This is a genomic window from Burkholderia lata, from assembly GCF_902499335.1.
Lineage (GTDB): Bacteria > Pseudomonadota > Gammaproteobacteria > Burkholderiales > Burkholderiaceae > Burkholderia > Burkholderia lata_B.
The window spans coordinates 449,351-461,835 of record NZ_CABVQK010000008.1; the positions used below are offsets into that span (position 1 = coordinate 449,351).

A 12,485-nucleotide genomic window follows, 5' to 3' on the forward strand; every position below is an offset into this window, starting at 1 on the left:
TCCTGTCGCCATGGAAGACATCGACCTGAACCTCGTCACCGCGCTCGACGTGCTGCTGTCGGAAGGCAGCGTGACCGGCGCCGCGCGCCGGCTTGGCCTGAGCACCTCCGCGATGAGCCGCACGCTCACGCGGCTGCGGCTGTCCACCGGCGATCAGTTGCTCGTGCGCGCCGGGCGCAAGCTCGTGCCGACGCCGCACGCCGCCGCGTTGCGCGACCGCGTGCACGCGATCGCAAGCGATGCGCGCGCGGTGCTGCGGCCGGCGACGGCCGACGTGGACATGGCGACGCACACGTCCACGTTCACCCTCCGCGCGGCCGCATCGTTCATGGAAATGCTGTCCGGCCCGGTGGTCGCCGCACTCGGCGAAATCGCGCCGCAGGTGCGCATCCGCTTTGTCCCGAAGCCCGACCGCGATCCGCAGGCGCTGCGCGACGGCACCGTCGACCTGGAAATCGGCAAACGCGGCGACGATGCGCCCGAACTGCACACCCGCATGCTGTTTCACGACTGGCACGTCGCGGTGGCACGCGCCGGTCATCCGCTGTTCGCATCGGGCAGGATCACGCCCGCGCGCTACGCGGCCTGCCGTCACGTGATCGCGTCGCAACTCGGCGATTTCGGCGGCCCGGCCGGCGATTCGACCGACGAGGCCGGCCCGGACCACACCGTGTGCGTCGTCGTACCGGGCTACCCCGATGCAATGCGGGTCGCGGCCGGCACCGACCTGATCGCACTCGTGCCGCGCTCGAGCCTCGGCAACGCGTTCTCGCCGGGGCTCACGGAGGCCCTCGGGCTATGCAGCTTCGAGATCCCGGTGCGCCTGCCCGGGATTCTCGTTTCCGCGCTGTGGCATCCGCGCATGCACGGCGACCCCGTGCATCGCCGCCTGCGCGACGCGGTCATCGCCGTCTGCCAGCGCGCGTATCCGGATGCCCGCGCGCCACGCCCGCCGGCGCGCCGCACCGGCACGCGCATCGCAGGCTGACACACGGCTCAGACCAGCCGGCCGCCGCCGTCGATGTGCAGGATCTCGCCGTTCATGAAGCCGTTGCTCAGCAGGAACGCGATCGCGTCCCCCACTTCATCCGCGCGCCCGACACGGCCGCCGGGCAATGCCGACGCGGCGCCCGCGAGGATCGTGTCGCGTGCTTCCGGGCCGAACGCGTCGTACAGCGGCGTCTCGACGAAGCCGGGCGCGACGACGTTCACGCGAATCGGCTTCAGCTCCAGCGCGAGCGACTGCGCCAGCGCCTCGATACCGCGCACCGCGGCGGCAATGACGGACACGCCCTGAGCGGCCGGACGATCCGACAGTTGCCCGCCGGTCAGCACGATCGAGCCGGTCGCGGGCATCAGCGGCAACGCGGCCCGGATCGCGTAGACCGGCCCGGCGATACGCTCCTGCAGCGCGGCGAGCAGGTGATCGGGATCGGTCTCGTTCAGCTTGCCGGCAATGAACCGGCCGGCCGTGACGACCAGATGGTCGACGCGCGTGATCCCGTCGAACACGGCCTGCACCGCATGCCGGTCGGCGATGTCGGCCACCGCGATGCGCGCGCCGCCGATCGCCTGCGCGGCAGACTCGAGCTTCGCACGGGTCCGGCCGACCAGCGTGACACTGGCGCCTTTTGCCTTCGCGGCGGCCGCGGCCGCAAGGCCGATTCCGGAGCTTCCGCCGAATACCACGACGTGCGCACCGTCCAGTGCCGAAGATTGCGTTGCCTCGTTCATGTCGACTCCTCATCAGGGTTTGAAGGTTCGCGAACGTTAGGTCATTCTCGATTGCGCAGGAACGTGCGAGACTTGAATAAGGTTCATGCCATAAAGGAATAAGATGGATTCGCTGCGATCCATGCGCGTGTTCGTCCGCGCGATCGAGCTCGGCAATTTCTCGGCGGTCGCGCGCGAGGAAGGCACCGGCCAGCCGACGATCAGCAAGATCGTCGCCGCGTTAGAAAAGGAACTGGGCGTTCGCCTGCTCGAACGCTCGACCACGAGCCTCGCCCCCACCGACGAGGGCCGCCGGTTCTACGATCGCTGCAAGCGCGTGATCGACGAATACGCGAGCGCGGTGGCCGAGGTGCGCGGGCAAACGGTGCGGCCGGTCGGCAAGCTGGTCGTCAATGCGCCGCTGGGGCTGGGCGAGCTGAGGCTGAACGCGCTCGTGCTCGAATTCCTCGCCGCGTGGCCGGAGATCGAGGTCGAGCTGCAATTGACCGACCGCGTGATCGACCTGGTCGAAGAAGGCGTCGATGTCGCCATTCGCCTCGGCCACCTGCTGCCGCCGGATGCCGTGGCGCGCCACATCGCGTCGTCGTCGCGCCTGCTGGTCGCCGCGCCGGAGTATGTGTCGCGGGCACCGAGGCTCCGCCGGCCGGAAGACCTGGCGAAGCACGAGTACGTCGGCTACGCGCGCGCGGACATCGGCAACGAACTGGCCTTCGCCCGCGGCGACGAGCAGGTCGTCGTTCCGGTACGCGGCCGATATCGCGTGAACAGCTCGATGGCGTTGCGGGAATGCTTTCTGGGTGGGAACGCGGTGGGCAGCGGGCCAGCGTGGCTCGTGCAGGACCTGATCGACAGCGGGCAACTCGTGCGGTTGCTGCCGAAGTGGGACATGGTGCCGCCGCACGAGCTGCACCTCGTGTACGCGTCGCGCCGGTATCTGCCGCTCCGGACCCGCACGTTCCTGCAGTTCATGGAGCGGCGGATTCCCGAGCTGCCCGGGTTCCGTGCGACCACCGCTCCGGCCGCCACTCCGACCGCGCCCGCACCGCGGCAGGCCCGCTGACCGACGCGCGCCGCGGTCACGGCCGGCCCGGGCACCGATCCGCCACCGTTTTCCCGATCCGCCGAATCCCTGCTATTGCAGCGGCGCCGGCGGGCCGTTCGGCTAAAATGCCGCACTTTCCACCTTGTCCGGCCCGCTCGCCATGCAACCCGCCTCCCCCGCCCAACCCGCCGTCCACGGCGCCGACGCCGCAGATTCGGCCCGCGACCTCGTCTATGGCCCGAACGACCGGCCGGCGCCGATGGTCGCCTTCGTCGCCGCGCTGCAGCACCTGCTGGCGATCATCGTGCCGATCGTCACGCCCGGCCTGCTGATCTGCCAGGCGCTCGGCGTGTCCAGCCGCGATACGACCCTTATCGTGTCGATGTCGCTGGTGATTTCCGGTATCGCCACCTTCGTCCAGTGCAAGCGCTTCGGCCCGCTGGGCGCCGGCCTGCTGATTGTCCAGGGCACGAGCTTCAACTTCGTCGGCCCGCTGATCGCCGGCGGCAGCCTGATGGTCAAGCAAGGCACGCCGGTCGAGACCGTGATGGCAGCGATCTTCGGCGTCGTGATCGCCGGGTCGTTCGTCGAGATGGCCGTGTCGCGCATCCTGCCGTTCGTGAAGCGCCTGATCACGCCGCTCGTCACCGGCATCGTCGTGCTGCTGATCGGCCTCACGCTGATCAAGGTCGGCCTCATCAGCATGGGCGGCGGCTATGGCGCGATGGCCAAGGGCACCTTCGCGAGCGCGGAGAACCTGACGCTGTCGGGCCTCGTGCTCGGCACGATCATCCTGCTGAACCGCGTGCCGATCGTATGGGTGCGCAGCACCGCGCTCGTCATCGCACTCGTCATCGGCTATCTCGCGGCCGCGTTCCTCGGCCGCCTCGACTTCACCGGCATGCACCAGGCCGCGTTGTTCCAGGTCCCGACGCCGCTGCACTTCGGCATCGGCTTCTCGTGGTCGCTGTTCGTGCCGATGCTGATCATCTACCTCGTCACGTCGCTCGAAGCGATCGGCGACGTCACGGCCACCAGCAAGATCTCGAACGAGCCGGTCGAAGGCCCGGTGTGGATGCAACGGATCAAGGGCGGCGTGCTCGTCAACGGCGCGAACTCGCTGCTGGCCGGCGTGTTCAACACGTTCCCGAGCTCGGTGTTCGCGCAAAACAACGGCGTGATCCAGATCACCGGCGTCGCCAGCCGCTATGTCGGCGTCTGGATCGCGGGGATGCTCGTGGTGCTCGGGCTGTTCCCGGTCGTCGCCGGCGTGCTGCAGGCCGTGCCGGAGCCCGTGCTCGGCGGTGCGGCGATGGTGATGTTCGGCGCGGTGGCCGCATCGGGCATCAACATCCTCTCGGGCGTCCAGCTCGACCGTCGCGCGCTGCTGATCATCGCGGTGTCGCTCGCGCTCGGCCTGGGTGTGTCGCAGGTGCCGGACATCCTCAACAGCCTGCCGCACGCGCTGAAGAACGTGCTCGAATCGGGCGTGGCAACGGGCGGCATCTGCGCGCTCGTGATGAACTGGTTCCTGCCGGAAAAGAAGTAAAGGAAATGGCGGTGCGAACCGCCTGACGACGCGGCGCGTGACCGGCCGCGTCGTTCGTCATGCCAAGCAGCCTCGGGCACGCGTGCAGGCCACGCGATCAACACCCCAACCCGCGCTTTCGACGCACCCCGGGGCTGTCGCCCCCGCCACGGTGGAGATCGATCGTCAAACCCGGTCAAGCCGGCTTGGCCGATCGATTTGTGCTGGTTAGAATCACGCCATGCCCCAAGCCCCCGCCCCCAACAACACCCCCGAAACAAGCACCGTCCCGGTCAAGGAACGCGCGACCATCGTCTGCTACCGCGGCGAGCAAGTCTTGCTCGTCGCCCGCGCGGCGTCGCGCTGGGCCCTTCCCGGCGGCACGATCAAGCGCGGGGAAACGCCGCTCGAAGCCGCACATCGCGAGTTATCCGAAGAAACCGGCATCACCGGCCAGCATCTCGTCTACTCGATGCAGTTCACCGGGCTCGCCAAGATCCATCACGTGTTTTTCGCGGAAGTCGGCCCGGACCAGACGCCGCAAGCGAGCAACGAGATCGAGAAATGCAAGTGGTTTCCGATCGACAGCGTCGACGGGTTGCGCGCCAGCATTCCGACGAAGCGCATCGTCGAACTCGTTTACCAACACGAAATCACCAAGGCGTAGTGCGCTACGGACGAGCGCACTCATGAGCCGACGGCCGGCTCAAGTCGCTTTTCGTGGATCCGCGACGCGCGAACGCTCAGTGCGCGCGCTTTCTGCGTAATTCGCGTGCGGAATAAACGACGAGGAAGATGCCCAGCATCGCGGCGCCGGACGCCATGAAGTCGTTCGCGCTTCCCGAGCTGTACAGGGACTTCGGGAAAATGCCGAGACTCAATCCCGCACCAGCAAGAAGCAATCCTGCCGCCATGCCCCAGATTGGTCCGGTGGTCTTGTCGATTTTATTTTTCATACAGCACCCGTCTACAGTCATTACCTGAACGGTATCGGCAAGGGACGCCGCGTCTACCTTCAGTGATTCCACTATAGCCCGGAAAAAATTCGCAAACTTTTAGTGCTTTTCCCGATCAAGATTTTCCGATCTCGACCGCGAGGTACAGTTCGGATCGCGCAACACGATGCCGGCGGTTACGTGACGGTACTCGAAGCGTGCGGCTGCTTGCCGGATGCAGCATGTCGCTCGGCAATGCAGCCGCATCCGGAGCGTCATTGGCCGCGCCCGCCCACGTGCGGGATCACCTCGTCATAACTGATCGGCTGCGATTCGGCGTCGCATCCGTATTCGTCCGCCCAGTTTCCAATGAAAAACACCCCGCCTTTGTGCCCATGATCGACCGCGTCGTCATAGCTCGCTTGTGAGTCGAACGCCAGTTTTCGCAGCTCGCCATACTCGTGTCGATTGCCGCAGCCGAACGTCACCCGTTTGCATTGCCCGTTGTCATTCAGATCCATGTAATAGATCGAGCTACGCCTGTCGATATGTTCACCTTGCTTTAGCGTGCGCTCGTAGACACGAGCGACGGCTCCGCCCTCTCCTTCGTCGCGGCACGTCATGTCGAGCCTGTCGTAAAAGTCGTGCGCCTTCGCGTGCGAGGTGAGTTGCAGGCGAACCTTCTTGTCATCACCGACGCCCTTGGTCATGTGCCGCACGGCCTCATCGAGGACCCGGATTCCCAACCCCTGTCCTCGCGCGTTCTCGGCTACGCACAGCACGTGCAATTCAACTTGCCTGGCGATGTCGCTTCCCTTCTTCCCTGATTCCTTCGTACTGACGCTTTCGTAAGCGAATACCCCGACCGGCTTCGCCTTCTCGTACGGTGTCGCGCCGTTCGGGCCGGTGTCCTTGCAAAGGTATCGGGTCAGTTCGGGCTGATTCGGCCTCGATTTGACGAAGAGATCGGCGCCGTCTCGCTGCCGCGTGAGCGGGTTGTCGTGGAGCGGGTAATAGTTGCCATACAGCCAGTAATCGTCGGCACGAGCCCAGTCGGGTCTGCACAGCGAGTTGACCGTATTGTCGACATCGCCGGCGCTTTGCAGATGATGCAGCTGTTTCCCCCACGTCGAGTTCAACTCGCGCCCCTCTTTCACGGCGACAGGCCGGCAATCGATTTCCGCCGATGCGTGCCCTGGCAGGGTGCCGACCGCAATCGCGACCGCAATCAGCGCACCCCGTTTCGAAACGAATTCACCCCAGATTCGCGTGTTCATGATATTGCCCTCCGTTGGTTGGTCAGTCTTCGCTGCATGCCGCGCGCTCACAGGCACATCACCTTCTTCGCGATCGCCCATCGGCGCATCCGGTCTTCGAGTCCATTGACACCGCCGTTGATGCGTCTCGTCAGCAACGCGAAATCGCCAGAATCGGCGAGCGCGTTGCAGCCGTGCCGCTCCCACCACCAGGCCGCCGAGCGCGCGGCCAGCAGCTCGTGTTCGAGGCGTTCCGGCTCGCGCTCGAGATCGGCGCCGAGTGCGTGGCCGCATTCGCGATAGTTCGCACGCCCCGTGATCTGAATGAGCCCGCGTCCGAGGAAGCGCCGGCCGTCGCCCGGCTGAACGTTGCCGAGCGCCGCAGCCTTGCGCGAAGGCGGTTCATAGGCGCGCTGCGCGGGCGTCGGCCCCCACAGCTCGCGCGTGAGCGTGAAGCCGAGCGTCTCGTGGCCCGTTTGCGCGACGAACGCCGCCATGCGCGCGTTGGTCGAAATGCCGAACTCGGCCATCGCGGCGGCAAACGCCGGATGCCAGCGTTGCGCGAGCGCGCCGGATATCGCGGCAGCGGCCCGGAATTCATCGAGTGTCATCGTGTTCTCCTTGCGGCGCATGGGCGGGCGGGACAGTAGCAAGTGCACCCGGCGGTGATGAATCGGTCGAGACAGTCGCCGCGGCTCCACCGTCGATGAGCGTCCCAAGCGGATTGCGCGGCGACGGCGGCGTGTCGTGCGCTGCATCCGACGCGCTACGCCGCGATTGCGCGTCCATCGCAGCAACAATCACGCGCAGCGGCTCCGGCTTGACGCTGACTTCGCCCGCGAACGGACGGTCGACGGCGAGCACGAAGAAGAACGCGAGTCCGAGCGTGAGCGCCCAGCTCGTGACGAGCGCGATGTTGAAGCGCGTGCCCGGCAGGATGTAGAGAAGCAGAAACGACACGACGCTCGCGAGCACCACCACGCCCCACAGCGTGGCCGGCATCGCGACGTCGAGCGTCAGCAGGCGCTGTTCGCGATGCTTCGCCATCTCGTTCACGCGCGCGAGCACCTCGCCGAGCAGCACGCGCTGCCGCTCGCTGCGCGGCTCGATCTGGTTGGTCATGTCGAACAGGTGATCGAAGCGGGCCGCCGCCTGCGCATCGGCACTCGCCTGCTGCTGCATCTTCGGCCACTCGTAACGGACGACCCCGTCGAGATACGCACGCAGCGCGCCCGATGCGGCATCCGCGACCGGGTCGCCGAACGCGACGAGATCGCGCGACAGTTCGCCGGCCGCGGTCGCTTCGGCGTCGACCGTCCGCTCCGCGCCGTTGTATGCGTCCCACACGCTGATCGCCGAAAACGCGACGAGCAGCGAGTTGATCGTCGTGATGACCGATACCATCGTGATCGCCATCGCCCGCTGCTCCGGCAGCAGGTCGACGGGCAGGATGCGACGGAACAGCGCATAGCCGCCGAGCGCGGCCGCGACGGTCGCGATCACGACGAAGCCCCCCATCAGCCATGATGGCCAGTTGTAGAGAAAGAGCATGGTCATTCCCTGCTTGCGCTTGCGTTTGCGCCGTCGCGACGCCCTGCCTGCGGCATATCCGCCGACAGCATCGCGCGCGTGAATTCGGCAAGCCGCTGCCTGACCGCATCGGCCGGCATCCCGGTTTCAAGCGATTGCTGAAGCCGCAACAGGTCCGCCGCAAGTTCGCTTTGCCATTGCACACGCTCGGTCGCCGCATGGGCGCGATGCGCTTCGAACGTCGCCTGCGCGGCGGCCGCCGTATCGCCACGCACGAGCGTCTCGAGCGTCTCGACGAGCCGGTGCAACAGCCGATGCACGGCCGTCGCCGAAAACCCGCCGAGCATCGCAAGCGCCGGCTTGCCGAAGCTGCGCATGCTGCCGCCGTCGTACAGGTGAGGCGGTAGCAACTCGACGAGGATCACGCCCGCGATCACGCCGAGAATCAGCCGCGCGCCGTACGACGCGTCGTACTTCGGGTCGTAGGTCGAATTCGCGACGTAGCGGTGCGCCTGGAACAGTGTTGCAAACGACGCGCCGAGCCCCGCGCAGAACAGCAGGAACAGCGCGTTCCACAGCAGCCGGGTGCCGTGCGAATCGAGAAACCCCTGATCGATGTTCGCGACCGACACTTCCGGCGACAGCGACGTCGCGATCACGGCGACCAGGAACGTCGCGGCGGACAGCGTCAGCGCGCGAATCAGCGGCACGGGTCCGAGCCACGCGAAGCGCGAGCGGACGCGCAGTTCGCGGTCGAGCAGCGTGATGGCCTGTGGTGTGGCCGGCGCGATCGCGACTGCAAGCCGGCGATGAATCGCGGCAAGCGCGTACGATGCGCCGTGTACCGACGACGCATCCGCCGCCGCGGTGTCGGCCGCGGCATGCGACACCGCGGCCATCAGCATCGACAATTGCGCGATCAGATCGGGCGCGACGGCAATCCCGTGCTGCAGCGCGTAGCGCGCCATCGCATTGCATTCGGTCTGCAACTGCCCGACCAGATCGCGCTTCGACGGGGCTGCGTTCGCGCCGTCCGCTTCGGGCGGTGCGTCCGCCGCTGTCCGGAACCACGAGCGATGCGTTCGCATGGCGATTCTCCAACGTGTCGGCCGGCAACGTGCGCTACAGCCGCACTTCGTCGCCGCAATTGCCGCCCGGCGCCACGACGAGCATGCCGCCCTTGTCGCGATACACGAACACGTCGGACCAGTCGCGCAGCCGGTAGCGCACCTCCGCGAGCCGTCCTTCGGGCGTGCACAGGAACTGCACGGACTTGTCCGCGCCGACGAAGAAATCGTGCAGTTGCGCATTCTTCAGCTCGTCGAGCCGCACCACCTTGTTGTCGTTCTCCCGCAGGTAGCGGCCGAGATTCGTGAGGCCGACCGCACGCGCCATTGCGGCGAGCTCGGCGGCATAACCGGCCGGCGCGTATCCCGTGCAGCTCCCGTAGCGATTCCAGTGCTGCTGGAAGGCGTCGGCGCTCGCCGGCGCGATATACGGCGCGGCATCGTCGGACAGCGTGCCGGCCGGCACCGGCGTCGTGTCGCAGTCGCGCCGCGGCGTATACAGGCCGATCGCCGTGATCCGGATCGGCGCGCCGTCCGCGGCCTGGCGCGCGGACGGCGGCTGGGCGGCCGTGCACGTCTGGGCGCCATCGCCGCCGACGCACGTGCCGAGCTTCCAGGACAGCGCCAGCGTCCAGTCCTGCGCGTGCGCGCCGGCGCAGGTCAGAATCAGGCTGGCGGCGCAGGCAGCCCGGGTCATGCGCAACAGGGTCGACATGATGCGTTTCTCCTTGTCTTGTGTATGTGACGACTTGCGCCGGCCGACGGAATCGGCCGGCGGCCGGCGCGACTCGCGCGCCGTCAGCGGCCCGCCTGCTGCAACAGCTGGCGAAGGTTCTGGAAGCGCGGCAGGCCTGCGCCGAAACGGTTCGTGACGTCGTACTGCACGATCGGCGTGCAGATCATCCGGATCAGCTGAAACAACGCGGCGACGCGTTCCGGCCGGCGCGGCCCGAGATGGCCGGCGATCTGCGGATCGCTCACCAGCAGCGCCGCGAGCCCCGTGATGTGCGGCGCCGCCATCGACGTGCCGGATTCGGCATTGAACGCCGCGCCCGGTACCGTCGATACGACGCCCACCCCCGGCCCGCACACGCCGATCTGCGGACCGTGGCACGAGAACGTCGGCGAGAAGAGGCCGTCAGCCGTCGCAGCCTGCGCGACGATTTGCGTTTGCTCCCACGTGTTGACGGGCAACTCCCGATGCAGCCCCAGCGCCGACACCGCGAGCACGTACGGCGACGACGCCGGGTACTGGACCGGGCCGCCCGAATTGCCGGCCGCGACGATGCATGCGACGCCGGATTGCACGGCCTCCATCAGCTTCTGCTCGACGGCGAGCGACGCCTGCGGCGCGCCGAGGCTCAGGTTCACGACGTCGATGTCGTGGTCGATGCAATAGTCGAGCGCCTGGATCAGCGTACTGAACTGGCCGCCGGGGAATATCTTCAGCACATGAATCTCCGCGTCGGGCGCGAAGCCGCGCATCGCCATCTGCGCGTCGGCAGCCTGCGGACTGATGCGCGCGGCGATCACGCCCGCGCAATGCGATCCGTGGCCGATCACGTCGTCCTTCCAGGTATCCGGATTCTGATCGTTGGTCAGATCGGCGCCGCGCACGATATGGTTCAGCAGCGGATGCGACGCGTCCGCCCCCGAATCCACGATCGCGACGCGGACGCCCCGCCCCGTCGTCGTGGCGGGAAGCTCATCGAGGCCCATCAGGCGCTGCCCCCACCCGAGCGGAGCACGCGGCGGAACGTTCGGGTTCGGCTGGGACAACGGCGTGAGCCGCACCACGTTCGCCTGATCGCTCGACAGCAGCGGCGCCGACAGGTAGATATTCCAGTAGGTGTGGGACGGTCGCACCGCCAGCGACTGGAGCGGACCGGGCGCCATCTGCGCGACGGCCAGCGTCGTTTCGCCTCGCGCGTCGGTGGTGCCGCTCACCGGGAAGCCGTCGCCCGCGAGCGTCACCGGAACACCGGGCTGGGGTTGATCGTCCGCACCCAGCACGCGGATCGTCACCGGACGCAGGATCGTCGACGCGATTGCCGCCTGCGGACGAAGCTCGGCGCCGGAATCCAGTTCAGGCTTTTTCCCGTAGCCGAGCGGATGGTCCTCCTCGACGATCATTTCCGGCGGCGCCGTCGCCTGCAGCAGCTGCGCGTGCGCGGGATCCATCTTGACGATGTACGTGTCGGTCGCTTCGTCCGGCCGCGCGGACATCATCTGCGCATTCTTGTGGCTGTTGATCACACGCACGACTTCGACGCCCGGCAGCCGGCCGACCGCATTGTTGAGGTCATGTGCCGACATCGGCGTCACCGCGGCCTGGCGTGCGAGCGCGCCGCGCCGAGGCGCAATCAGATACTGGCGCTTGCCGCTCGTCACATGAACCGCTTCGCCGGCCGAATCGGGCGGCATCACATCCGGTGCGGCGGCGACATCGTCCGCCGGCACGTCGGCCGCCTTCGCGGCGGTTGGCTTCTTGTCCTTGTCCATCGCAATCTCCTTCGCGGCGCGACACTCGAGGCACGCCATGGGTCAGTCGGTCGCAAGCGACGGACGCGCATCCCGAAGCGATCGGATCGTTGCGCGACGAGCGTCCGTCGAGTGCGCCCCCGCGGGGGCCGCAGGGTGGCGCAGGTCTATCGTTGCGACAGGTCAGTGGAATGCCGGCTGGGCGGGCATCACGGAGAACGGCAGCAGCCCGCCCAGTTGGCCTGCGACGGTGCCGACGGTGGGCGCGACCGACTTCAGGATGTCGCCGAACACGCCTTGCGGGGCGAACGCCGCTTGCGGATGAGCCGCGAACGGCAGCAGCCCGCCCAGCTGCCCGGCGACGGTGCCGACGGTGGGCGCGACCGACTTCAGGATGTCGCCGAACACGCCTTGCGGGGCGAACGCCGCTTGCGGATGAGCCGCGAACGGCAGCAGCCCACCCAGTTGCCCGGCAACGGTGCCGACAGTGGGTGCGACCGACTTCAGGATGTCGCCGAACACGCCTTGCGGGGCAAACGCCGCTTGCGGTTGCGCGGCGAACGGCAGCAGCCCGCCGAGCCGGCCGAGCAATTCGCCAAGTACCGGCGCAGCGGTGCCGATGACCGCGCCGCCGATGCCTTGCGGCGCGAACGCCGCCTGCGGCTGAGCCGCGAACGGCAGCAGCCCGCCCAGTTGGCCGGCGACCGTGCCAACCGTCGGTGCGACCGATTTCAGGATGTCGCCGAACACGCCTTGCGGCGCGAACGCCGCTTGCGGTTGCGCCGAGAACGGCAGCAGCCCACCCAGTTGCCCGGCAACGGTGCCGACAGTGGGCGCGACCGACTTCAGGATGTCGCCGAACACGCCTTGCGGGGCAAACGCCGCTTGCGGTTGCGCGGCGAACGGCAGCAG

Annotated in this window: 12 protein-coding genes and 1 pseudogene; 4 read left to right on the plus strand and 9 right to left on the minus strand. The window is 67.6% G+C overall.

What is annotated here, in order from left to right; genetic code table 11:
• Window positions 1–10: 10 nt before the first annotated feature.
• Entirely contained in the window at window positions 11–988 is a 978-nt protein-coding gene (locus BCO18175_RS22135; protein ID WP_174983982.1) for a LysR family transcriptional regulator, read from the plus strand.
• An 8-nt stretch (window positions 989–996) separates the two neighbouring features.
• Here BCO18175_RS22135 and BCO18175_RS22140 read toward each other — a convergent pair whose 3' ends face one another.
• Complete coding sequence (locus BCO18175_RS22140; protein WP_174983985.1) at window positions 997–1,734, minus strand: SDR family oxidoreductase; 738 nt, start codon at window positions 1,732–1,734, stop codon at window positions 997–999.
• A gap of 103 nt (window positions 1,735–1,837) precedes the next feature.
• Between BCO18175_RS22140 and BCO18175_RS22145 the strand changes: the two genes are divergently transcribed.
• From BCO18175_RS22145 to BCO18175_RS22155, 3 genes are all read left to right on the plus strand, one after another.
• The gene (locus tag BCO18175_RS22145; RefSeq protein ID WP_174983987.1) at window positions 1,838–2,794 is read left to right on the plus strand and encodes a LysR family transcriptional regulator; all 957 of its coding nucleotides are present in this window, start codon (window positions 1,838–1,840) and stop codon (window positions 2,792–2,794) included.
• 142 nt (window positions 2,795–2,936) lie between these two features.
• Window positions 2,937–4,325, plus strand: coding sequence for a nucleobase:cation symporter-2 family protein (locus tag BCO18175_RS22150; protein ID WP_174983989.1), 1,389 nt, complete (start codon window positions 2,937–2,939; stop codon window positions 4,323–4,325).
• Between the two features lie 220 nt (window positions 4,326–4,545).
• On the plus strand, window positions 4,546–4,971 hold the full coding sequence (locus tag BCO18175_RS22155; RefSeq protein WP_174983991.1) for an NUDIX hydrolase: 426 nt from the start codon (window positions 4,546–4,548) through the stop codon (window positions 4,969–4,971).
• 76 nt (window positions 4,972–5,047) lie between these two features.
• Here BCO18175_RS22155 and BCO18175_RS22160 read toward each other — a convergent pair whose 3' ends face one another.
• The 8 genes and pseudogenes from BCO18175_RS22160 to BCO18175_RS22195 form a co-directional block, all read right to left on the minus strand.
• Complete coding sequence (locus BCO18175_RS22160; protein WP_174983993.1) at window positions 5,048–5,260, minus strand: hypothetical protein; 213 nt, start codon at window positions 5,258–5,260, stop codon at window positions 5,048–5,050.
• Window positions 5,261–5,877: 617 nt separating this feature from the next.
• Window positions 5,878–6,597 (minus strand): annotated as a pseudogene (locus tag BCO18175_RS22165) (hypothetical protein); the annotation flags it as partial.
• Window positions 6,564–7,106, minus strand: coding sequence for a glycoside hydrolase family 19 protein (locus BCO18175_RS22170; protein ID WP_174983998.1), 543 nt, complete (start codon window positions 7,104–7,106; stop codon window positions 6,564–6,566). The gene BCO18175_RS22170 and the pseudogene BCO18175_RS22165, both read right to left, overlap by 34 nt.
• Window positions 7,093–8,052: a DUF4239 domain-containing protein gene (locus BCO18175_RS22175; RefSeq protein WP_254608146.1), complete on the minus strand. Its 960-nt coding sequence runs from the start codon at window positions 8,050–8,052 to the stop codon at window positions 7,093–7,095. Before BCO18175_RS22175 ends, BCO18175_RS22170 begins: the two co-directional genes overlap by 14 nt.
• Window positions 8,049–9,113: a hypothetical protein gene (locus BCO18175_RS22180; RefSeq protein ID WP_254608147.1), complete on the minus strand. Its 1,065-nt coding sequence runs from the start codon at window positions 9,111–9,113 to the stop codon at window positions 8,049–8,051. Before BCO18175_RS22180 ends, BCO18175_RS22175 begins: the two co-directional genes overlap by 4 nt.
• A 34-nt stretch (window positions 9,114–9,147) precedes the next feature.
• Window positions 9,148–9,807 carry a hypothetical protein gene (locus BCO18175_RS22185; RefSeq protein ID WP_174983999.1) on the minus strand — a complete coding sequence of 220 codons (660 nt, stop codon included), beginning with the start codon at window positions 9,805–9,807 and terminating at the stop codon, window positions 9,148–9,150.
• Window positions 9,808–9,890: 83 nt separating this feature from the next.
• Window positions 9,891–11,594, minus strand: a complete 1,704-nt coding sequence (locus tag BCO18175_RS22190) for a S8 family serine peptidase (protein ID WP_174984001.1) — start codon at window positions 11,592–11,594, stop codon at window positions 9,891–9,893.
• Between the two features lie 162 nt (window positions 11,595–11,756).
• A partial coding sequence (locus BCO18175_RS22195; RefSeq protein ID WP_174984002.1) for a hypothetical protein occupies window positions 11,757–12,485 on the minus strand: 729 nt, incomplete at its 5' end.